This window comes from Shewanella sp. 6_MG-2023, assembly GCF_030547195.1.
Classification (GTDB): Bacteria; Pseudomonadota; Gammaproteobacteria; order Enterobacterales; family Shewanellaceae; genus Shewanella.
The window spans coordinates 42,866-65,320 of sequence record NZ_JAUOQU010000021.1 but is presented as its reverse complement, the minus strand read 5'-3'; the positions used below and the strand labels follow the sequence as shown (position 1 = coordinate 65,320).

Annotated in this window: 23 protein-coding genes; 10 read left to right on the top strand and 13 right to left on the bottom strand. The window is 42.2% G+C overall.

Translation table 11 applies throughout. The annotated features are described in order from the left end of the window. Positions 1–78 precede the first annotated feature (78 nt). A complete protein-coding gene (locus Q4533_RS13240) occupies positions 79–1,101 on the top strand; it encodes a CDP-glycerol glycerophosphotransferase family protein (protein ID WP_303502895.1) in 1,023 nt (340 codons plus the stop codon). Positions 1,102–1,180: 79 nt separating this feature from the next. Here Q4533_RS13240 and Q4533_RS13235 read toward each other — a convergent pair whose 3' ends face one another. Then, positions 1,181–1,594, bottom strand: coding sequence for an adenylyltransferase/cytidyltransferase family protein (locus tag Q4533_RS13235; RefSeq protein WP_303502894.1), 414 nt, complete (start codon positions 1,592–1,594; stop codon positions 1,181–1,183). A gap of 106 nt (positions 1,595–1,700) precedes the next feature. Here Q4533_RS13235 and Q4533_RS13230 point away from each other — a divergent pair, with 106 nt between their 5' ends. The 4 genes from Q4533_RS13230 to Q4533_RS13215 are packed head-to-tail and all read left to right on the top strand — an operon-like array spanning position 1,701 to position 4,466. Beyond that, positions 1,701–2,213: a hypothetical protein gene (locus tag Q4533_RS13230; protein ID WP_303502893.1), complete on the top strand. Its 513-nt coding sequence runs from the start codon at positions 1,701–1,703 to the stop codon at positions 2,211–2,213. A gap of 17 nt (positions 2,214–2,230) precedes the next feature. Next, positions 2,231–3,301 (top strand): CDP-glycerol glycerophosphotransferase family protein, encoded by a 1,071-nt coding sequence (locus tag Q4533_RS13225; protein ID WP_303502892.1) that lies wholly within the window; start codon positions 2,231–2,233, stop codon positions 3,299–3,301. Beyond that, the gene (locus tag Q4533_RS13220) at positions 3,298–3,690 is read left to right on the top strand and encodes an adenylyltransferase/cytidyltransferase family protein (protein WP_303502891.1); all 393 of its coding nucleotides are present in this window, start codon (positions 3,298–3,300) and stop codon (positions 3,688–3,690) included. The genes Q4533_RS13225 and Q4533_RS13220 overlap by 4 nt, the downstream gene beginning before the upstream one ends. A 26-nt stretch (positions 3,691–3,716) precedes the next feature. After that, positions 3,717–4,466, top strand: a complete 750-nt coding sequence (locus Q4533_RS13215; RefSeq protein WP_303502890.1) for a glycosyltransferase family 25 protein — start codon at positions 3,717–3,719, stop codon at positions 4,464–4,466. Positions 4,467–4,479: 13 nt separating this feature from the next. On the opposite strand, the gene Q4533_RS13210 is transcribed toward Q4533_RS13215, so the two are convergent. Then, entirely contained in the window at positions 4,480–5,181 is a 702-nt protein-coding gene (locus Q4533_RS13210; RefSeq protein ID WP_303502905.1) for a galactosyltransferase-related protein, read from the bottom strand. A 109-nt stretch (positions 5,182–5,290) separates the two neighbouring features. Between Q4533_RS13210 and coaD the strand changes: the two genes are divergently transcribed. After that, positions 5,291–5,794 carry a pantetheine-phosphate adenylyltransferase gene (gene coaD, locus Q4533_RS13205; protein ID WP_303411386.1) on the top strand — a complete coding sequence of 168 codons (504 nt, stop codon included), beginning with the start codon at positions 5,291–5,293 and terminating at the stop codon, positions 5,792–5,794. A 126-nt stretch (positions 5,795–5,920) separates the two neighbouring features. On the opposite strand, the gene mutM is transcribed toward coaD, so the two are convergent. The 8 genes from mutM to Q4533_RS13165 form a co-directional block, all read right to left on the bottom strand. Next, the gene (gene mutM, locus Q4533_RS13200; protein WP_102439335.1) at positions 5,921–6,733 is read right to left on the bottom strand and encodes a bifunctional DNA-formamidopyrimidine glycosylase/DNA-(apurinic or apyrimidinic site) lyase; all 813 of its coding nucleotides are present in this window, start codon (positions 6,731–6,733) and stop codon (positions 5,921–5,923) included. 11 nt (positions 6,734–6,744) lie between these two features. Further along, on the bottom strand, positions 6,745–7,209 hold the full coding sequence (locus Q4533_RS13195; protein ID WP_102475990.1) for a hypothetical protein: 465 nt from the start codon (positions 7,207–7,209) through the stop codon (positions 6,745–6,747). A gap of 124 nt (positions 7,210–7,333) precedes the next feature. Next, the gene (gene moaA, locus Q4533_RS13190) at positions 7,334–8,320 is read right to left on the bottom strand and encodes a GTP 3',8-cyclase MoaA (RefSeq protein ID WP_303502889.1); all 987 of its coding nucleotides are present in this window, start codon (positions 8,318–8,320) and stop codon (positions 7,334–7,336) included. A 23-nt stretch (positions 8,321–8,343) separates the two neighbouring features. Continuing rightward, complete coding sequence (locus Q4533_RS13185) at positions 8,344–10,158, bottom strand: bifunctional molybdopterin-guanine dinucleotide biosynthesis adaptor protein MobB/molybdopterin molybdotransferase MoeA (protein WP_303502888.1); 1,815 nt, start codon at positions 10,156–10,158, stop codon at positions 8,344–8,346. Between the two features lie 39 nt (positions 10,159–10,197). Then, positions 10,198–10,782, bottom strand: a complete 585-nt coding sequence (mobA, locus tag Q4533_RS13180) for a molybdenum cofactor guanylyltransferase MobA (protein ID WP_102475988.1) — start codon at positions 10,780–10,782, stop codon at positions 10,198–10,200. Continuing rightward, positions 10,766–11,470 carry an energy-coupling factor ABC transporter ATP-binding protein gene (locus Q4533_RS13175; protein WP_102475987.1) on the bottom strand — a complete coding sequence of 235 codons (705 nt, stop codon included), beginning with the start codon at positions 11,468–11,470 and terminating at the stop codon, positions 10,766–10,768. The genes mobA and Q4533_RS13175 overlap by 17 nt, the downstream gene beginning before the upstream one ends. 2 nt (positions 11,471–11,472) lie before the next feature. Further along, positions 11,473–12,180 carry an ABC transporter permease gene (locus tag Q4533_RS13170; protein ID WP_303502887.1) on the bottom strand — a complete coding sequence of 236 codons (708 nt, stop codon included), beginning with the start codon at positions 12,178–12,180 and terminating at the stop codon, positions 11,473–11,475. Then, entirely contained in the window at positions 12,180–12,941 is a 762-nt protein-coding gene (locus Q4533_RS13165; protein ID WP_241903543.1) for a substrate-binding domain-containing protein, read from the bottom strand. The genes Q4533_RS13170 and Q4533_RS13165 overlap by 1 nt, the downstream gene beginning before the upstream one ends. Positions 12,942–13,295: 354 nt before the next feature. Here Q4533_RS13165 and Q4533_RS13160 point away from each other — a divergent pair, with 354 nt between their 5' ends. Further along, complete coding sequence (locus Q4533_RS13160) at positions 13,296–14,678, top strand: sigma-54 dependent transcriptional regulator (RefSeq protein WP_102439343.1); 1,383 nt, start codon at positions 13,296–13,298, stop codon at positions 14,676–14,678. Between the two features lie 3 nt (positions 14,679–14,681). Continuing rightward, positions 14,682–16,823, top strand: coding sequence for a cache domain-containing protein (locus tag Q4533_RS13155; RefSeq protein WP_303502886.1), 2,142 nt, complete (start codon positions 14,682–14,684; stop codon positions 16,821–16,823). 458 nt (positions 16,824–17,281) lie between these two features. Here Q4533_RS13155 and Q4533_RS13150 read toward each other — a convergent pair whose 3' ends face one another. From Q4533_RS13150 to Q4533_RS13140, 3 genes are all read right to left on the bottom strand, one after another. Then, a complete protein-coding gene (locus Q4533_RS13150) occupies positions 17,282–17,740 on the bottom strand; it encodes a GNAT family N-acetyltransferase (RefSeq protein WP_102439345.1) in 459 nt (152 codons plus the stop codon). A gap of 179 nt (positions 17,741–17,919) precedes the next feature. After that, a complete protein-coding gene (locus tag Q4533_RS13145) occupies positions 17,920–18,585 on the bottom strand; it encodes a 7-cyano-7-deazaguanine/7-aminomethyl-7-deazaguanine transporter (RefSeq protein WP_303502885.1) in 666 nt (221 codons plus the stop codon). Between the two features lie 282 nt (positions 18,586–18,867). Beyond that, the gene (locus Q4533_RS13140) at positions 18,868–20,169 is read right to left on the bottom strand and encodes an isochorismate synthase MenF (protein ID WP_102439440.1); all 1,302 of its coding nucleotides are present in this window, start codon (positions 20,167–20,169) and stop codon (positions 18,868–18,870) included. Between the two features lie 401 nt (positions 20,170–20,570). Between Q4533_RS13140 and Q4533_RS13135 the strand changes: the two genes are divergently transcribed. Together Q4533_RS13135 and Q4533_RS13130 are read left to right on the top strand one after the other, a co-directional pair. Next, the gene (locus Q4533_RS13135; protein WP_102530642.1) at positions 20,571–21,749 is read left to right on the top strand and encodes an HD-GYP domain-containing protein; all 1,179 of its coding nucleotides are present in this window, start codon (positions 20,571–20,573) and stop codon (positions 21,747–21,749) included. A gap of 32 nt (positions 21,750–21,781) precedes the next feature. Continuing rightward, positions 21,782–22,423: a paraquat-inducible protein A gene (locus Q4533_RS13130; RefSeq protein ID WP_303460230.1), complete on the top strand. Its 642-nt coding sequence runs from the start codon at positions 21,782–21,784 to the stop codon at positions 22,421–22,423. The last annotated feature ends 32 nt before the right edge of the window (positions 22,424–22,455 follow it).

The following is a 22,455-nucleotide window of genomic DNA, read 5'->3' as shown; positions in this document are numbered from 1 at the left end:
GCAGAGAGGTGATGCTATTTAATTTATCGGGCAAGTAACAATTTAAATTTTCATCGATTTCAAAAGGGTTTATTGCATATGCGTTATTTGTTTTACGTCACATTATCTTATTCTTATAGTGTATTGAGACCGATTGAGAAAGCGATAAAGCAACGTGGTGGTTCTGTCGCTTGGTTTATTCCCAAAGGGAGTGAGGCTGAACCCTTTTTAAAACCGTCTGATAAACGCTTGATGGATGTCACTGAGGTGAAACAGTTCGCTGCAGATGCCACCCTTGCACCTGGCAACTTTATTCCCGATTTTTTCCCAGGGATAAAAGTGCAAGTGTTCCATGGATTTGATTCAGGTAAAAAGGGCAAGTTTAATATCAGGGGCTTCTTTGATTTGTATTGCACCCAAGGACCTAATATTACTAAGGGCTTTGAAGCAATAAATGACGGAACTTGTGAAGTCGTTGAGACTGGTTGGTCAAAACTAGATCCTTTATTTACTTTGCATGCGAACACCGCTCAGTTTGAGTCTGATAAACCGGTCATTTTGTATGCGCCTACTTTTTCGCCCAAATTGACCAGTACTGAACAACTTTATTCTAATATTCAGCGATTAACTAAAACGCGAGATTGGCAATGGATTGTTAAGTTGCACCCGAAAGCGACTGCAGCTGAAGTTGCCATGTATAAAGCCTTATCGTCTGAAAACTTACGCTTTATAGAAACGGGCGATGTTATTCCGTTACTACAAGCGGCGGACATCATTTTATCTGACACCTCGTCTATTCTTGCTGAGTTTGCGATACAAGAAAAAATTGTGGTGGCTTTTAATAGTCGCAGGCCAGAAAAATGGATGCTCAACTTTGATAAAGCTGATGATTTAGAAAAAGTATTGGATAAAGCGCTTTTTGATAGTGATGATTTATTATCTGAAGTAAAAAGCCATTCAGGAGCAATACATCCATACAAAGATGGTTTGTCGAGTGAAAGAGTACTTGATGCTATGGAGTCTTTAATTCAAACAGGCATAACCCATTTAAATAAAAAGCCGCTGAATTTAATTCGACGTTTTAAAATTCGTAAAAAACTACAGTATTATCGCTGGTCTTAACTCGAAGAGAGTACAGGTTTAGCTGTCATTCAATGGTGTATGTAAATAATACACCATTGAATATGACTCTGTGGGTGAGTTAAATTTTACTGAGTACTTCGCGAAGAATCGTGCTTGAGGTGTGAGAGGTGTATGGGAAATACAGGATCTCTACTCCAAACTCTGCAAATTCGTTTTCAATTTGATTCCACTTATCAGTGCCTTTCCAGTCATCACCAACAAACATACGATCAAATCGCAGGTTATTCCATGCTTCTAATTTATCGTAATTAACTTGCGGAACCACCTCGTCCACAAACTTAATCGCTTCCACAATCTCCATACGCTCTTGAAAGGGGATAACAGGCTTTTTGTTCTTTGCCGACATAGACAGCTCATCACTGGTGACACCAACGATGAGGTAGTCACATTCTAATCTAGCACGCTTAAGCACATTTAAGTGCCCAATATGAAACAAGTCAAACACGCCTGTGGTATAGCCGATTTTCTTCATACACATTCCGATAAATTCAAGATTATTGGACTAGATAATATCTTTGATGATTTGCAAATTATATCACTAGATTCGGCTATATAATAACATCTGTATAGTTGAAAAGGTGAGTAGTAACACATGGACGATGTTACATTATTGGATTAAAATGCTCTATATAACTTTCAAGTGTACTATTCATATGCCTCAAGTCACGCTGAAGAAATTTGGCTACCCAGAAAGCCTGATTAAATCATATCAATATTGGGATCTACTATTAAGGCCGATGCAACCTACTATTGGCTCTATGGTGCTCATTTGTAGAGAGGATGTGCATCAATATTCTGCTATTTCCAAAAGTGCTGCAGCGGAGCAAGCTTTGATTATTTCAGATGTCGAAAGGTTGCTAAAAAAACGCTTCGATTACAGTAAAATGAATTACTTAATGCTAATGATGGTTGATCCTGCTGTACATTTTCATATTATTCCTCGTTATGAGTCATCAGTTGACTTTGCTGGAAGAATATTAATCGATAATCAATGGCCTAACCCGCCAAGCTTAATTGATGAGTTAAACTTAGACATTTGTGATAAGCAAAATTTATTAAATATCTTAAAGAGTGATTTTAATTCTAATTGATCAGGAAAAGGTTAACTGTGATTTGTTTTGATGTGTTACACCCCTATTATTTACCGCAATACCTACCGGTTGCTGAAGAGCTAAAGAGAAGGTCTGTTGCGGTGAAATTTGTTATTTATAACAATAGTGAACAACATTCAGTTCTCCTTTCTATGGTTAAACGCCATCAATTAGATGTGGTGTGGGTCGATGATGAAGCTGCCGCTCTCGAGTACTATCTCGAGGAAAAAGCCAGCTGGGTTATTTTTGGTAATGCTTTTTCTCGTGCACACAGTTTAAAAGGTATTTCTAAAACCGCATTGATGCAGCATGGCGTTGGTCCAAAATCTGTTTATTATACTGTGTCGAACTCGGACATTGATGTCAGGTTTGTAGAGGGACAATATCGCCTGAAGCGACTTCAAGACATGTTTCCTGAAAAGACCTTTATTGATACAGGTTATGCGAAACTCGATCCTATTATACAAGGTGCAGAGCCTGGTATTGATATGGCTAGATTGGGACTTGACCCTTCAAAGGCAACATTATTATATGCGCCGACTTTTTATCCAAGTAGCATTGAGAAAATGGGGCGAAACTGGCCAGAACAGTTTGCTGAATATAATATTTTATTGAAACCTCATTATTTCTCCCTAATTAAACCTGCATATCAGAAACAAAAGGCGCTGCTGCAACATTGGGCTTCATACAGCAATGTTTATTTAGCAAAAGTTGAAGAAACCAACTTGCTTCCTTTTATGGCATCAGCAGATGTGTTAATCAGTGATGCATCTTCAGCATTATTTGAATTTGCAGCACTGGATAAACCCGTGGTTTGGTGTGACTTCTATCATTTACGCTGGTCATATCGCGGTATTTTTAAATTTAGGTTTAAAAACAGGGTCGATCAAGATTTATACCGCTATGCCGATGTTGCTGCTCATGCTGAAACATTTAGCCAACTAAAGTCTGTTGTCGATCAGCAAGTTTCATCTCCAGAACTTTTTGCAGCAAAACGGGCTCAGTATACAGATGAGCTTATTGGAGCTGTTGATGGTTGCTGCAGTCAGAGAATCGCGGACTATTTATTAATCGAAGGTGAAGCGTGAAGATTATTACATTTGGTACATTCGATATGTTTCATATTGGTCATTTAAATATTCTAGAACGTGCAAAAGAGCAAGGTGACCGTTTAATTGTCGGAGTTTCATCTGACGCATTAAATTTTAGTAAAAAATCCAGAAATCCAATTTGTGATGAAGATGCTCGAATGCGAATTGTTAGTGCACTAAAGTGTGTTGATGAGGTTTTTTTGGAGGAATCTTTAGCGCTTAAAGCCGAATATATTCAGCGATATCAAGCAGATTGTTTAATTATGGGTGATGATTGGGCGGGTAAATTTGATCATTTTTCAGATTTATGTAAGGTCATTTATTTGCCGCGCACACCAGCGATTTCAACGACTCAATTAATTGAAGTTGTTAAAGAAATTAAATAAAACCAAGGACGGAATCAAGACGCTTTATGAAGTTTAAAGTATTTGTCATTAATCTCGATAAAAGCACTGAAAGAATGGCTTTTATGCAGCAACAACTTGAGCAGCTCAATATTGAGTTTGAACGGGTGCCTGCGGTATACGGTAAAGCACTGACGGAAGCTGAAATTGCTGCGGTTTTTGATGAGCCAACAAATTTAGCTAAATACGACAAAGTGCTTAATGTCGGTGAAATTGGCTGCTATTTGAGCCATGTCAATTGCTGGAATATGATACTTGAGCAGCACTTGGACTTCGCGCTTATTTTAGAAGATGACTCGATATTAAACCCTGATTTATTATCATTATTAAAAAGCGTGAGTCAATTATCTGCTCAATGGGACTACATTAAGTTATGTCACGGCAGTAAACAAAAAGCGGTTATTGATACCCATGAACTTGATGATGACTTTTCATTATCGACCTGCTTGAAACTCCCTTCTTCTACCCGTGGCCAATTTGTGTCGTTATCTGGGGCTAACAAGTTGCTTGCAACGGCAATGCCTATTGCACGGCCGGTGGATATTGATATTCAGTATTGGTTTGAAAAGGACTTAAGATGCTTTGTTGTTCGGCCTTTTCCTGTGCAAGACGCTGACTTTGAAAGTGAAATATGTACTTTAGGTAATCGAAATACCACCAAAAAACATCCCCTGAAACGCATTTGGCAAAAGTTATGTTTTGAGGTCAAGGTAAGAATTAATCGAAGTAAGCTCCCCAAATTGCCAAGCCAGCTTTAGCTTTGAGTGAGTTTTAGCTTGGAATGTATTTTTTGATGCCATTTCGACAATAAGTTAATTTCTTTGAAATGGCGTCATCATAAATCTGTTGATTTACTTGTGCCATTTTTCGAGACAATTCTGGGTGGTACAGGTGATAACATACTGCTAAATGCTTCAATTGCTTTTTTGATGCTCCGCTGTTAATCAGTCGAACACAAAATTCCTTATCTTCAGCGCCCCAACCAACAAAGTCACAATTAAAGCCATTGACGTTTATCGCATCTTGACGCCAAAAGCTAAAGTTACAGCTGAACACGCTGTCTGCATTCTGGTTTGTTTTACTCAAGTAGTGACTTAACACGTTAGAGCGGAGGGCATTTTTATGGCCACTTTCAAAAGCAAATAAAGCTGATAACGGTGATATTGGCTTGTCAGAAGTTATTATCTTTTGGCTAAAGCGTTGAGACAATCTGACTCGCTTACCGGCGATGACTTGGTTCTTTTTCGCGTTACTCAGGTGATCTTCAACAAAGCGAGGATGCAAAATAATATCGCCATCGATGCAAATAACATAGTCAGCTGTTGATGCTTGGATGGCATTATTGCGACTCTTTGCTGCTCGAAAGCCTAAATCTTCTTGCCAACAATGGATTAAAGTAAAGGGCAGCTTTTGGGCACGATAAGAGTCTATAAGTGCTTTGGTTTCTTGTTTAGAACCATCATCAGCAATAATGACTTCAGTGGGAAATATGGTAAAACACGACCAGTATCAAATCAAACTTTGATGCGAGTATTTGATACTGATAAACTAGCTGGCAATACTTTACACAGTGAATATTCAAATGCATAGACGCGCAATTTACCCAGGTACTTTTGATCCCGTTACTAATGGCCATGCAGATTTAATTGAGCGTGCGGCAAAATTATTTGGTCACGTCATTATCGGCATTGCCTCAAACCCGTCCAAACAGCCGATGTTTACCCTTGAAGAGCGTGTAGAGCAAGTTAATTTAGTGACCGCCCATTTAGACAATGTGGAAGTGGTTGGCTTTACTGGCTTATTAGTTGATTTTGCTAAAGAGCAACAGGCGAGTGTATTAGTGCGTGGCCTGCGAGCAGTGTCAGATTTTGAATACGAATTTCAATTAGCCAATATGAATCGTCGTTTAAGTCCAGATTTAGAAAGTGTCTTTTTGACCCCTGCGGAAGAAAACTCATTTATCTCCTCTACCTTGGTAAAAGAAGTTGCCCTGCATGGCGGTGACGTGAGTCAATTCGTCCATCAGGATGTCGCCGCTTCTTTGCTGCAAAAAATTGCTTCAATTAAATCACTGCGGGTTGATTGAATTATTTCAAATATCTAAAAAATAGAAGCCTCAATAGCTATGCTATCGAGGCTTTTTGATTTATTGCCGCTAAATACTTTCAACCTGGAGTAAGGCTTGTTCTGCCCTATTTTACCCTCAACAATCTTATGTCTGACATAGCCCACAAAATACCGTGGTGCGTTGACCTAAACGTATTTCACTTAATAGATTGCCGCATTCAGTGCAGTTTTCGCCGCCACGGCCATAAACATGTAACTTTTGGGCGAAGTAACCGGGTTTACCATCGGCATTGGTAAAATCTTTTAAGGTGGTGCCGCCTTGTTTAATGGCTTGGGCTAAAATCTGTTTCACTTCAGCAACCAGAATTGTTAAGCGTTCAATATCAATTGAGCCAGCAGCTGCTTGAGGATGAATACCTGCGGCAAACAAGGCTTCATTGGCATAAATGTTCCCCACACCGACCACAATGTGATTGTCCATTAAACACAGTTTGATGGCCTTTTTCTTATTGGCGAGGGCATTGTGTAGTTGCACTGGATTAAAGTCTTCACACAGTGGCTCTGGGCCTAATTTTGATAGTAATGGATGTGCTTCTTCAGGTAATTCATACCATAGCCATGCACCAAAGCGCCTTGGGTCATTGAACCTCAGAATGCGGCCATTTTCTAACGCCAAATCAATGTGGTCATGTTTTTCTGCTGGGGTGTTGGCTGGTAAAATTCGCAGACTCCCAGACATACCTAGATGGACTATGGTGATCCCCGCGTCAGTATCTATCAGTAAGTACTTAGCGCGGCGACGTACATTTCGGATAGTTTGGCCGATAATATTGCGGCAAATGTCAGGCACAGGCCAACGTAACGAACCATTACGAATAATAAGGTCGCGAACGGTTTGATCGACGAGGTAGGGTGATATTCCTTGGCGAGTGACTTCAACTTCCGGTAATTCAGGCATAGGGCTCTCTATTATTCTTGTGTTTGGCTGGCAATGATAGGGATGAGTTCAGTACGTAAGCTTGGCGGGATTTGGTACCAATTATCGGCGGCTGACTGCAATAACCCATACTGGGGGTAATATTGCCAAAGTTGTCCTTGTGGGGTGTGATTTATCGCAATCACTAACGATTGCGCTGCCGGTAACTGTTGGCGCTCTGCATCACTTATGCTGGTGGGGGAGATTGCTAATTGGCTCCAAGCCTCGGCTAAAGTTCTACAGTTTAAAACACTTGCAGAGCAGACCCAGCCGTTAGCGCCTTTATTAAGCCAAATATCATCGAATTGCAATTGGGTTAACTGGTTAGTTTCATCAAATAATGCTTGGGCATCATCGGGCATTTGATTGGTTTTTGAGTCGATAAAGGTTAGCACTGCCACCATGAAAACGCAGGCAATGATCAGGATGTTATTCCATTTTTTTCGAGATAAGGCCATAAACTAACGTGCTAGTGGTTGTTAGTCTTAGTGTATATCAAAGCTAGCCTTAGTGGGTAACCCTTGGTGGTTATCTGCTAAGGCTAGTTAATGAAGGCGGTTGATTTGCGTAAGTAAAAATGGCTTAACCGCCAGTGGTGTTCATAAATCGCAGAATTTGCACGTCATCATCGGTGCCAAAGTAGTGCTCTTTGGGTTTTTGTTGAATGCCATCCAAAATCGCTTGTTTTAGCTTATTAATATTACCTGGATGCGCTCTAACAATCGCTTTTAAATCAACCGAGTTTTCATTACCTAAACACAGCAATAAACGGCCTTCGACTGTCACTCTGACGCGGTTACATTCATGGCAAAAGCTATTACTGTGGGGCGAGATAAAGCCAATATGAATACTGTGATCTGCCATTTTGAAATAACGTGCTGGCCCACCAGTGCGTTTGCTTGACAGCACTAACGGATAGCGGGCTTCAATAAGGGCTCTGACTTCTTCGCTAGAACAATGACGACTGCGTTTACGCTCATCAATAACCCCTAGTGGCATCTCTTCAATAAAGGTGATGTCTAGTTCACGATCACGGCAAAAGTCGATTAAATCTAAGATTTCATGATCGTTTTTGCCACGTAAAATCACGGCATTGATTTTGATATGCTTAAAGCCTGCGGCTTTAGCGGCATCAATACCAGCAATGACTCGTTCAACTTTACCGTTGCGAGTCATTTCAGTGAATAGCTCAGGGTTGAGGGTATCTAAGCTGATGTTCAAGCGCTTTAAACCAGCATCATGCATGGGCTGAGCAAGTTTACTTAAGCGTGAGCCATTGGTGGTCATCGATAAATCATCTAAACCAGGCAATTTACCTAATAACTCAATAAGCTTATCGCAATCGGTTCTTACTAAAGGTTCGCCGCCAGTTAAGCGGATTTTCTTTACTCCGAGTTCGGTAAAGGCTTGTGCAATCCATGCGAGTTCTTCTAAGGTAAGTACTTGCTCTCTAGGCAGAAAGCTTGGATCTTCGCTCATGCAATATACACAGCGAAAATCACAGCGGTCAGTGACCGATAAACGTAAGTACTCTACTTTTCGATTAAAACTGTCGACGATCAAACTCATGAATTAGTACATCTTATGGTTAGTTATAACAGTTCAGCAAAAGGCTGAATGAAGACTTGCTGGCCAGGCATGACGGCATCTTCGGCTTCACCGATAATAACCAGACAATTTGCCTTAACCATGGAGTTCAACATCCCTGAACCCTGTGCCCCTGTTGAGGTCACATGTAACCGTCCATCATTGCTTAACGAGTAAACACCGCGCACAAACTCTGTTCGACCTGTGCGGCTTTTTAAGATGCTATCTGTTATTGCTGGTAAATATTGTGGCTGCCAATTACTTTCGCCAGCCAGTTTACGAATTGCAGGTTGCACAAATTGTAAAAACGACACCATTACCGCCACGGGATTACCCGGTAAGCCAAAGAACAAACAGTCGTTGACTTGGCCAAAGGCTAATGGTCGACCTGGACGCATATTAATGCGCCAGAAGTTTATTTTACCAATTTTAGCCAATACTGTTTTGATGTAGTCAGCATTTCCGACAGAAACTCCACCGGAGCTGATCACAATATCGGCATCAACACTGGCTTGTTGTAGCGCAGCCGTTAATGATGCTTCGCTATCTTCAATAATGCCTAAGTCAATGACTTTACAGCCTAACTTTTGCGCCATTGATTTAATGGTGTAGCGATTAGAGTCGTAAATACAGTTGGCTTTTAACGGCTCGCCCGGTTGACTCACTTCATCGCCAGTGGAAAACACCGCCACAACCGGTTGTTTAACAACATCTGCAGAGGCTAAACCCAATGAGGCTAATAAGCCTTGTTCAGCGGCTTGTAAGCGATGACCTTTTGCTAATGCTAAGGCATCTTTGGCAATATCTTCACCTGCAAGTCTGACATGCTGACCCGCATCCACTTTGCCTTGTAATTGCACTTGGCCATCTTGTTCAACCACCAATTCACGTGCTTCGACAGTGTCTGCGCCAGTTGGCACGGTTGCGCCTGTCATAATGCGTACGGCTTCACCGGGGTTTAATGTGCCTGGATATTGGTGCCCAGCAAGCACTTCACCCATCAATTTTAATGGCGCAACTGGGTTGCTTGGGCTGTTATCAGTACTATAAGCAAAAGCATAACCATCCATTGCTGAATTGGTTTGCTGGGGCACGTTAACAGGTGAAATCGCATCGCTAGCTAGTACTCGATTTGCTGCGTCATCGATGGTGACTTGCTCACTAGCGGTAAGCGGCGTCACCATGGTCATGAGTTGCTCTAAGCCTTGGGCAACTGATAAAAATTTCTGCTCATCGCTTACAGGTGTTGCAACGGTTGGGATCGGTAAAGCCACTTCAGGTGTTTGCCACTTTTGACTGTATTCAATCACAAAGTCGGCAATTTGGCCGACGTTATTTAAATCGAGTCGGGTTAACTCGGCCGGTGTTTCGGTGTCGTCACAACACGCGATAGCGACAATGTTTTCATCATGGGTATGGATCAGTGGCTTGCCGTGGGCGGCGCGGTGCAGCTCAATTTTAGGCAGTTGCAGCTTTTTAAAGCCCTCAACAAGCACGATATCCACTTTGTCCGTTTCAATTTGCTTTAGTAAGTGCGGTAATTGTGGGTCACCATCAACCGCATCTTCAGTCATTAATGCCCAGCGAATATGGGAGGCAACCAGCATTTGCTTAGCACCTGCTTTACGCATTTCGTAACTGTCTTTTCCCGGAATATCCACATCAAAATTATGGTGTGCGTGTTTAATTACTGCTAAACGTAACCCTCGACGATTTAATTCGGGAATAAGTTGTTTTAACAAGGTGGTTTTACCGGTGCCGCTATAGGCACAGAATCCAAGAACAGGAATACTCAGCGGATTGGAAAACGGTATACTCATAAAGACCTCATTGTTGGCTTGTTACTGTGTTGCCACAGCTTACTTGGCATTCTCGATGACAAGTTTTTGTTCAAGTGTGTTCACATTAACAAATGCATTAGGTTGATCGGCAAAGCTGGTTACAACGTGTTTTTGCTTTTCATACCATAAAAATATTTTTCGATCGCCGGCATCTAAAAAGGCCTGCATCGATTGTTTTAATTCAGGTTTTAATAACATCACCACAGGTTGGTGATGTTCGCCATCGCTGGCTACCGCGATATCAGCATCGGCTTCTTTTAACGAGGCATACATGCGCTCACATAAATCTGTTGGTAGCATAGGGCTATCACAAGGAACCACTAATAATAACTCGGCATCAGTGTGCGCCATCGCGGTCACCATGCCTGCGAGTGGGCCTAAATAACCACTGTCATTGTCACTGATAACCTCAAAACCTAGCTCAGCATACTGTTGCTGGCTTCTATTGGCATTAATGATGATGCGATTCACTTGTGGCTGAACTCGCTCAATGGTGTGGCTGATCATTGGCTTATTATTGAGCTCAACTAAGCCTTTATCTATGCCGCCCATTCTTCTGGCCATGCCGCCGGCTAAAATAACGGCATCAATTTGCACTGACATATTGAAACTCCTGTGATTGTTCAACGCTAGGGATATGATTGCTGGCCACAACGTTGTTGTCAGCAATATGCCAATGCTTTTTGCACAAGGCTGTTAAGCCGCAGGTTTGATGACTACTAATAATTAGACCTGTGCCTTCTTGTTTTAATTGGTTAATCATCGCTAAAACCAGTTTTTGCGATTGCTTATCCATATTAGATATTGGCTCGTCTAGCATTAACAGTTTGGGTTGGCTTATCCAAGCTCTGGCTAGCGCTAATCGTTGGCGTTCACCGCCAGATAAATCAGTGGCATTACTGTGTAATAATGCCCCCAGCTGCGCCATATCAATAGCTTGACGAATACGCTGTTGAAGCTGCTCGGCGCTAAACTTGTCCTTTGGTAAGGCGTAGCGCAAGTTGTAGTCCACATTACCATCAAACAGGTAGGCATGTTGGTGAAGATAAACCGCTTTGCCTAGTAAGGTACTTGGTTGCCACCATTTTGGCGCGGCAAATCCTTCAGCTGTTACCTTACCTAATGACGGTTTTACGATCCCCGCTAATAGTTTCATAAGGGTGGATTTACCACTGCCATTGTCCCCTTGCAGGTATATGACATCGCCTTCACAAAAACTTAGGCTGTCAAAAGCAAACAACTTTCTTGCTTTAAATTGCACCTGAATGTTTTTCGCGGTCACTTTAACCATGATTACTGACTCCTTGGCATGGCCTTGCCACGCAGTGAGCCGATGGCAAAATTAATCACAATCGCTAAAATCAGCAGCACTAATCCTAGTGCGATAGCTTGGGCAAAGTCGCCTTTACTGGTTTCTAAGGCAATGGCGGTGGGAATATTACGGGTGTGGTGTAAAATATTGCCCCCCACCATCATTGAGCAACCCACTTCAGTCAAAATTCGGCTAAAAGCAGCAATAATGGCCAATAATAACGGTACGCGAAGTTCGCGACATACGGTCCAAATAGCACGCTGCCACGATGCGCCAAGGGTGCGGGAGGTTTCCCATGCACGGCGGTCTACACTACTAAATGCCGCTTGGGATAATGCGATAAGTACCGGGGCACAAATTATCATTTGTCCTAAGATCATTCCTTGTTGGGTAAACAACCAGCGTAAGTCGCCCATTGGCCCATTTCTGGTGAGCAGCAAATAAGCCAGTAAGCCGATCACAACTGTGGGGATTGATTGTAAGGTTTGCACAATATTGGTGACAAACCAGCGACCAGGAAATTGGTAAGATGCCAGCAAAAAGCCCAACACAATTGATGGGATCAAGGTGATGAGCAGCGCCGCAAAAGAGACGGAAAAAGATACACTTATGATAGACCATACATCAGGGTCTAACGAAAGCAGCAAGCTAAATGCTTGCTGCAGTAGGGCTAACCAGCCTTCATTCATTACTTATATGTTGCCTTAAATAATTGCTCTCCCTGAACTTTAAAGTCATTAATCATCTGCTGAGCCGCTGGGCTAATAAACCAATCGCTTAATGCCTTAGCACCTTGATGATTCAATTCAGGGTATTTTTCTGCGTTAATTAGGATAATTTGATAAGGGTTTGCTAAATCGGCGCCGCCTTCGAATGTAATTGCCAAATCTAATTTAGCTTTGTAAGCAACAAACGTTCCACGATCTGTCAGTGTATAGGCTTGTTTCTCATTGGCCATCAGTAACGTTTTACCCATACCTTGGCCAATTGAAGTATAGCCTGAAAAATCTGGCGTTACAGAAGCTTGTTTCCAAATTGCGAGCTCTTTCATATTGGTGCCAGAATTATCACCGCGTGAGATAAAACTGTTGCCCGATGCTGCGATTTTTTGAAACGCTTCAACGACATCATCGCTTGTTGCTAGTTTAGCGGGATCAGCAATTGGGCCTAAAACCACAAAATCGTTTTCCATGATCCCGCGAGGATTAGTGCCATAACCGTCTTTAACAAACTTAGCTTCAGCAGCAGGTGCATGGGTCATTACCACGTCTACATCACCTTGACTGGCCAGTTTTAGTGCTTTACCAGTACCTGTGGCGATAACCTGTACCTTATAACCAGATTCAGCTTCAAATGTCGGCAAAATAGCGCGTAAAAGACCTGAATTATCAGTGCTGGTGGTGGTCGCAAGCTTAATAATTTCTTCAGCATTTACTGTCGCGCTCATCATGGTGCTAGTTAATAATGCGACACTGAATGTTGCCGTTAAAGCTGATTTTAGACTAAACATTTTTAATTCCTTGAAGAGATAATCATTAAAACATCATATTTATGGTTAAAAAAACAACATTTACATTAACTTATCTTAGTTACAAATAGATACAGCAAATAATATGCCAAGGGCGTTTCTGAAAATTTGGATCACGACTAAATTTAAAATTGTGATCTAGATCGCGTGCGAATTATGTTTTTACAGACATATTGTCCCAGTAAGCTAATTCTGGTGGGCAAACTGACCCAGCAATAGATTTTTAGTGATACGATAAGCTTAAATATAGTCAAAATGTCCAAAGTAGGCCCTCATATGAACACCAATGACTCAAACGAAAAATCGTTACCAACTGCTGTTTCGGTATTGATTGTGGATGATGAGCCTGGAATGCGTAGCTTTCTCAAAAAGGCGTTGTCAAAAAAATTCGCTTTAGTAGAAACTGCCTCCACCATTGGCGAGGCAGAAAAGCTGCGTAGCCGTGGCCATTTTGATTTATTAATTGTCGATATTCGCTTGCCTGATCGCTCTGGTATCGATTGGCATGAGGCGCTAAATGAACCTGACCGCCAATCGGACATTATCTTTATGACTGGCTATGCCGATATGGATGTGGCGATTAAAGCCTTAAGAGCGGGCGCTTCAGACTTCATTATGAAGCCGTTTCATCTCGAGCAAATGATGACTTCGGTTGACCGTTGTATTGAACGAAGGTTATTAAAGCGTGAAAACTTCATGCTTCGTCGTGAGCTTTCAACTGGCCACTCAACCACCATGATTGGCAACAGCGATGCCATGATGGAAGTGAAACAAGTCATTGAACGCGTTGCGCCAACAAATGCCGTGGTGCTCATCGAAGGTGAGTCAGGTACTGGTAAAGAGCTGGTGGCAAGGCAATTACACCAGCTAAGTGGCCGCACTGGCGCATTTGTCCCAGTTAACTGTGGCGCCATTGCCCCCGAGTTGCTGAGTAGTGAACTTTTTGGCCATACCGCAGGTGCCTTTACTGGCGCGAAAGGCGCCCGTGAAGGGTTATTTAGTTTTGCGTCAGGCGGAACGATTTTCTTAGATGAAATTGGTGAAATGCCAATGAAAATGCAAACTGCACTATTGAGGGTTTTAGAGCAAAAATCTATCAGGCCCGTGGGCAGTGAAAAAGAAGTCGCCATTGATGTCAGAGTGGTGGCGGCAACAAACCGCTTGTTATCAGAAGAGGTAGCTGCTGGTAACTTCAGAAGTGATTTATATTATCGACTCAATGTACTCAATATCTTGATCCCTCCTTTACGCACACGTCCTGAGGATGTGATTGAATTAACCCATCATTTTACTTGGCAACTAGCCCGCGAGTTAGGGGTTAAAGAGGTGATTTGGAGCCATGAAGATATACAGGTACTGCAACAACATGAGTGGCCAGGGAATATTCGTGAACTGCGTAATATGATTGAGCGCTGTATTTTATTGGGTAAGCCGCCTGCAGAGTATTGGAAAAAAGCGCCAGAAACAGAAGCGATGACTCAAGCCGGTTACCCACTAAGTTGGCCACTAAAAGAAGTGGAAAAACAACACGTCATGAGTGTTGTCGATGCCAATAATGGCAATAAATCGGCGGCTGCCCGCGATTTAGGGGTGTCTCGAAAAACCTTAGATCGAAAATATAAAGAATGGTTTGATGCTGAACCGGATAAGGAAGCGTAAATCGTGTCGGTATTTAGTCAAATATTTGGAGTCAGCTGGCAGCAAATGCAGGCCAAAGTGCGTTATCGGATTTTAATCCTGACATTGCTGCCCATCTTACTGACCCTGATAAGCCTAGTGTTCATTACCATTTACTGGAATATCAGTTATACCGGTAAACAGTTGTTTATGAAGGTTAAGGCTGATTTGACTGTGGCCACCAATACCCTTGAAGAGGTTCAGCGACAACAAGAAATTCAATTGCTCAATGTGAGTCAATCATGGGACTTTCAGAATGCCTTCCAGCAAATCAAGCAGGGCGACTCATCCCAGATAGACAAAATTAATCAATACCTGGAACAACAAAAGCAGTTTTTACAACTTGATATATTAAGGCTAATCAAAGTTGAGCAAGCCGCGGCCGATCCCGATTTGCGGATAATGTTACCCAAAATCCAACAGCAACAACCCTTGTCTGGTTTGATGGTGTTATCAGCCAAGCGTTTGGCTCGTCTCGACCCCGATTTAGCCAGTATCGCCCGCATTCCTATATCGGCTACTTTAAGGGCGCAAGAGCCCACCAAAAGTGAAGAAACACGTGGCATGTTAAGCCGGAGTTTATTGCCCATATTAAATGAAAATGGCCAAGTGAATTGGTATCTTGATGGTGGGATTTTATTTAATCGCAACACGGTTATAGTCGATCATATTCGAGACTTGGTGTACGACGAGGGCACCTTGCCTGAGCGCTCAATTGGTACTGTGACTATTTTTCTTGATAATGCCCGCATTAGTACCAATGTGCCTATGGATCTATTTTCGACCCATGAAACAGCGAGCCAATCGAGGGCATTAGGCACCTTAGTGTCAGAAGATGTGCGCCAGAGAGTCTTGGTTGAAGGGGAGTCGTGGGTTGACCGTGCCTTTGTATTAAATGACTGGTTTATTTCAGGCTACTCACCCCTTAAAGATATTCGTGGTAAACGTATTGGGATGATTTATTCAGGTTTTTCTGAGTCGCCTTTTATACACACCTATATTCTCAATATCCTCGAGCTTGGCACCATTTTAATGCTGGTGTTGTTGGTGTCTGGTTTCTTGGTTTATCGAGGGGCTAATAGCTTACTTGAGCCCATTGAGCGCATTCATCATGTGGTAAAAGCGGTGCAGTCAGGCCGAGACTTACGTATCGGCGAGCTGGGATTAGAGCATGATAATGAGCTATCTAATTTGGCTGAGCAATTTGACCACATGCTGGACTTACTGCAGCGGCGTAATAACCAAATTCAGCTAGCGGCAGAGCAGCTTGAAGTGAAAGTGGAGCAACGTACCCGTAGCTTGCAAGATAAAACCGAAGAGCTGCAACGTAACGTGGCCTTGCTAAATGAAACAAGACATCAACTGGTCACCAATGAAAAGTTAACCGCCTTAGGGGAGCTTACAGCCGGTATTGCCCATGAAATTAATAATCCTACCGCGGTAATTTTAGGCAATATGGAACTAATGAAGTATGAGCTTGGCAGTAAGGCTGTTGCTGTTGAAGAAGAAATTGAATTAGTTATTCAGCAGGTTGGTCGAATAAGTACCATTATTCGCAGCTTGTTGCAGTACAGTCGCCCCGGTGAGTTTAATGCGCCGCTTGAAATGCACCCTGTGCAACCGATGATCGAAGAAATGTTAGTACTGGTTAGGCATTCGATTGAAAAGCAAGAAGTGGAGCTCATCAAAGACATTAATACCCAATGCACAGTGCAAGTGAATCAGCCGCAAATTTTACAAGTGCTCATTAATCTAGTAGTTAACGCTGCCCACGCCATTGAAAGTAAAGGGCGTATTTGGGTCAGAGCTAATGATTGGCTTGAACATGACGAGATTGTCGGCGTGAAAATTGAAGTGGAAGACGAAGGCATGGGGATTAAACCTGAGCGCTTGAGTCGTATTTTTGACCCTTTTTACACCACCCGTAAAGATGGTACTGGTTTAGGCTTATCGCTCAGTTACGGCATTATTAAGCGCATTGGTGGCACCATTGAGGTGAAGTCGACCCTAGGTAAAGGTACGGTATTTACTATCGGGCTTTATCATAAGGCGAAAGAAGAACAAGAAAATAATCCCTATGATGGACTGCATTTTGAAGACAGTAGCCGCTTAAATAGTGACTCTTAGCTGTTTATGGTATTAGTTGCTTATAGCGTTGATCATAGTAACTTATAGAAATGAGTATTAGTGGCTTATAGTATTTAACTTTGCTTAATCAACTGATTTTTATATATTTATAGCGTGTTGTGTGAGTGTTTTCGCTAGTGAGCTTTAGTGGCTTGGTTGAGGAATTCAGATTGCAATTGAGTCAATCGCAGATAAAAAAAAGCCAGGTGATGAGCCTGGCCACTAAGAGTGTATGAGCAATGTCGTGCTTGCAGACTCAGAGGGTATTAATAGGAGATGAAGCTATTAATAAGAACTGAGTTTTGGAACGCGCATGAATAGTAATCATTATCATTTAGATTTGCAACTTGTTAGTTAAATTATTTTCAACTTTACAAACCCTTTACAAATGCTCTGCGAGCTCTTTGAGGCAGTCGAATAACTTTTATCGTTCAAATCGACACTGCCTATCTTGGTTGTTAAGCTAATTCTTTATGCAAAAACAACTTGTTATCTGCCGAGTCAGTGGCTGATTCAACCTGCGTAATGTGGTATTGGTTAGTGACCAACATCGTCAGCATGGCGTTAAATTGGTTGCGAGTTTTAACTTCAAGGCGTTGATAACCTTGCTCTGTCGCCCACTTTTCTTGGTACTCGAGCATAGATTTTGCTAAACCAAGTTGCCTGAAATCAGCATCAACTCCGCCAAGCCAGCTGTAAAAACGCTTATTATCAAGTTGATATCCTATTTTAAACCCAGCAAGTTCGCCCTCAACATAAGCTAATAAAATCAAACAAGCTTGATTGTCTAATTTGCTATGTAATGATTCGATAGTTTGAGCGCGATCGAGTTCGTTGATACGGGCACTGATAGCGGCAATATGATTAGCCACCTCAGTAGTTAGCTCAGTATGAGCTTCAATTTGGATAGTTAGCATGTAAGATTTACTTTTAGTCGGGCCATGTGGCTTCAATATCAGCTCGGCTGATATTGAGCTAACAACAGCGAAAATATCGCCGCATGTTAACTCATCGTACCAGTTAATAATGCGGCATAGCTTAAAAAATCACTAGAAAGTGTGTTTTGTCAGCAGTGGCTAGCGGTGATTTATCGACATTAGAGCGCGGAAGAGGCGCGGGTTGTATCAGTTAAAACCAATCTATCAGTGAGCACTTTCAGTAATACCCCATATGCAGGTAAAAATAACCCTAAGCTAACCATAAGTTTAAAGGCGTAATCGACCGTGGCAATTTCAGGCCAGTGACTTGCCATAAACGGATCTGATGAGGCGTAAAATGCAATACTGAAAAACACGACAGTATCAACCAAGTTACCAAATAGAGTCGATGCGGCAGGGGCTACCCACCAGGCTTTAGCTTTACGCAATTTAGCAAATACAGTGATATCCATTAACTGTCCGACTAAGTAAGCCACAAAGCTGGCAAGTGCGATACGGAACACAAATTGATTCCACTGGGCTAATGAATCAGCGCCTTGGAAAACCCCTTGATGGAAAATCACCCCCATGACATAGGAGATCACCAATGCAGGTAACATGGCTTTGAAAATAATACTGCGAGCCGCTTGTTGGCCAAATATTCTGACGGTTAAATCTGTGGCTAAATAGACAAAGGGAAAGCTAAACGCCCCCCAAGTGGTGTGATAACCAAAAATCTGAAACGGGAGTTGTACCAAATAGTTGCTTGCGCAAATAATGATGATATGAAAACTGACAAGAAACATCAGTGCACGGCGACATTGCGCCTGAGAGAGCATTAACATGTTATGGCCTTTTTTATTGGGTTAGACGGGGTGAGGGAACCCGTATATCTATGTACTTGGCGTTGCTGATTATATATTTTAGCTGACTTTAACTTGCTCAAAGAGTTTATTGAGTGGTGTCATTTTCGCCAAGGAGGACGCATTATAGTGAGCAAAAAATAAGATGCAACTAGCAAGGGAGCGCAAATGCGCTATTTGTGACTAAAACCCAGCCGTCAGCGGCACATTTATGTGCAGAAAGACTTTTAAGTGATTGTTTAATTGGTTGATTATTTAGTTGGGTTACAGCTCAACTAAAATGGACAAAATAGTGGTGAGTTTATTTTCTAATTCTTGCCATTCAGCCAGTGGATCTGAACCGGCAACAATCCCCGCGCCAGCAAACAGATTAATTCGCCCTGGTTCAATTAAGGCGCAGCGAATGGCAACAGAAAACTCACTCTCGTACTTATTTAAATAACCACATGCGCCCGCATACCAGCCGCGATTATAGCCTTCACGTTGACGGATAAAGTTTAATGCTGATTCTCGCGGTAAGCCGCCCACGGCAGGGGTTGGGTGTAAACCTTGAAGTAATTGAAAGTCATTAACACCGGCTTTTAATTCAGCGCGAATAGAGCGATGTAAGTGCTGAATATGAGTTAATTTAAAAATTTTGGCAGACTCATCCGCACCAACGTAATGGCTTAATGGCGTGAGTACATCAACAATTTGCTGCCTAACCAGTTGGTTTTCATTGCTGTTTTTACTGTCTTCTAGTAGCTGATTGGCAAGAAAATCATCTTCTTCTTGGTTTAAACCGCGCACAGTTGTTCCGGCAAGGGCTTCGGTAAATAACTCTTTTTGGCGGCGTAAGTATAAACGCTCAGGCGAGCATGAAATAAAGGTGCGCTCAGGGCTAAATTGAAACCCAAATTGAAAGCTGTTGGGGTTGCGCCCTTGCCAGCAGGCTAATACCATCCAAGGATCGACCACATCATTAATTTCTAACTGAGTTTGGCGCGATAGCACCACTTTAGGGGTGGTGGCATTAAATTTAGGGTTAGTCACTTGCTCAACCAATTCTTTCCAGCGTGGGTAATTTGGCAAGTCACTGCGGCCCATTAAAGGCAGTTTATTAGGTGGTGACAATGGTTTGGCTGGTTTGAGCTGATTGATGGCTTCAATGGCCGCATTACACTCATCATCTTGACTATTATCTTCAAAATTTAAATTTACTAAAATTTTGATGATGTTGTCATGACGGCGCAGTTCTATGCGAGGCAGCACAAAGCGAGTGCGGCCAAATTCAGGCCAGCATTCTACGGTGCGGTCAAAGGCGACGCCGCCGTAGTAGCGAATATCTTGATTACTGCTTTTTCCACGCTGGGATTGGTAAATCGATGCCAGTAGCTCGTCATTAATTTCTTGTTCTTGCTTGAAGTCTTTGCAGGCGCCTACAGCGGCCACTTCTTCTTGTTTGTCACGGGCATGCCAATATATGCGTGGATATTGAGTTTGCGCCCCTAACCAAGATAATAACGGCAAGGATTTAGCTTCTACTGAGACCTGCACAATCGGCTCTTTGACGTGAGCCAACTTCATAGCGTGTAACTTTTTGATTAACTCGTTAAAGTGCTCAAAAAAAATATGGCCAGCCAATGCAGACTCCAGAGTCAATATCTCAAATAATTGAAATGAAAAAGCGTAAAAGGATTTATATGAATTATGCCTTAAGTTAGTTAAGGGTTCAAAAACTGTCAATCTTCAGGCATCGATGCTGTGATCATAATGGCTTATATCATCAGTTACTAGGCTGTTTTTAAACTTACTTATCATTGGCTGCGTTATTTTTACATGAGCTTACACTTTGCTATATTTATTTTAGTTAATTTTGCTTAAAAAGGATAAAATGCATTTTTAATAATTACATGTCGGGCACATAAAACTCAACATGTTAGCAATTATTTACATGATATTAAGGTTTTTAGGAGAGTTCCCCATCAATGACGGTATTACCTGAGTCCCAAGACATTATCCGTATTCCGGTAGAGCGCTTAAGTCTGGGGATGTTTGTGGTGGCGATTGATCGCAATGATAGCAAAGTGGCGATTAGTAATGCTGGGCAGATCAAGCATAAAGACGCCATGGTAAAGCTTGCCAAAGCCGGTATTAAAACCGTATGGGTTGATGTTGAGCGTTCAGCTGATGGCTGCGGTTTAAAGAAAAAGCCCAATTCCCCACTGGTAAAAAAGATAACCAACACCCGAGAATATAAACAAACTCAAGCTAAAAAAATCCTCACTGAAGCAAAAACATTAGTGCGTAAAGTATTGTCTGAAACCTACCAAGGCAAGGCTGTCGAGGTGGCACCATTTGAAGATGTGGCCGACAAAATGCTCGAGTCGGTGATGGATGATGCCGATGCACTTAGGTGTGTGTCAGCATTAAGAACCAAAGATGCTTATTTACTTGAGCATTCAGTTAACGTGGCATTTTTGCTAGTGACCTTTGGTAAGCACCTAGGTCTTGATGCCTCACTGCTTAAAGAGCTTGCTGTGGGTGGGATCTTGCATGATATTGGCAAGGTGCAAGTGGATAACAAAATACTCAACAAGCCAGGTAAATTAACGGCAGAAGAGTTTGAACTTATCAAGATGCATCAGGTGTATGCCATCGACATCATGAGTGATACCCAAGAGATATCTCAGGTGAGTAAAGATGTGTGTTTGATGCACCATGAAAAGCTTGATGGCAAAGGTTACCCCAAAGGCCTTAAAGGCGACGAGATCCCGCAACATGGGCGTATGAGTTGTATTGTGGATATTTATGATGCACTTACCGCGACCCGCTGCTACAAAGAAGCCATGAGCCCAGCTGCTGCATTTAAAATTTTAATGAGTTTGACCCCGTTCCATCTTGATCAAACATTGGTGTACGAATTTATCCGCTGTGTGGGCATTTACCCTGTGGGCTCATTAGTGCAACTGTCTGATGAACGTGTGGGCATTGTATGGGAGTCAGCAGGCAGAGATGCGTTACATCCAGTGGTAAAATGCTTTTATTCACAAAAGCATCAGCGCTATACCGAAGTTACCTTAGTTGATTTACGCAAATGTAACCTCAATATTGACCGCGGTGTATCGCCACGGTCATTAGCTGTGGACCCAAGCCCTTTTTATTAGCCAATACCAATCTCAATACCATGGAGTTGTAGATGAAGTCGCTACTGAGCATTGTTGTGATAATCCTGTCGCTGGCGCTATTAATTCCCGGGGTGACTCAACCCATTTTGACCATCCAAGGCTCCATCGAAAAGTCGGAGTTAGTTGAAGCCGGCGTGACCATGTTTACCGAAAGCTTATCTGAAGATAACCGCAGTAATGCCCGCAGTATGCTGGATATGGCGGTGAGTATGCTCGGGTTTGATAATATTGAAGGAGAGGTAGAGGTTTTTTATAAAACCCGCAGTATTGTTGATACCGTCAATGAGTTATATCAATCCAATAATATTTTAGTTGCAGCATTAGTGGGTTTATTCAGTATCGTTTTTCCGGCGATTAAGTTACTGACTATGTTGATGGTCAATCTGCCAATATTTAAGCCGTTGCAATATGGATTAATGAGATTCATTGGTGCGATTGGAAAGTGGTCAATGGCAGATGTATTTGTGGTGGCGCTAATCATAGTTTATATGGCGGGCAATGCTTCTGCCGGTATGGGCGAACTATTGACAACCACTGCCCACTTTGAAATAGGCTTTTATTATTTTAGTGCTTATTGTGTGTTTTCAATTGCCAGTCATTGGTTAATGGCCAGTAGCGTTAACAAGCGTCATACCAGTAAACCGTCGCTGTAATTGTATAACATAGTAAAAATAGATATTGGCGG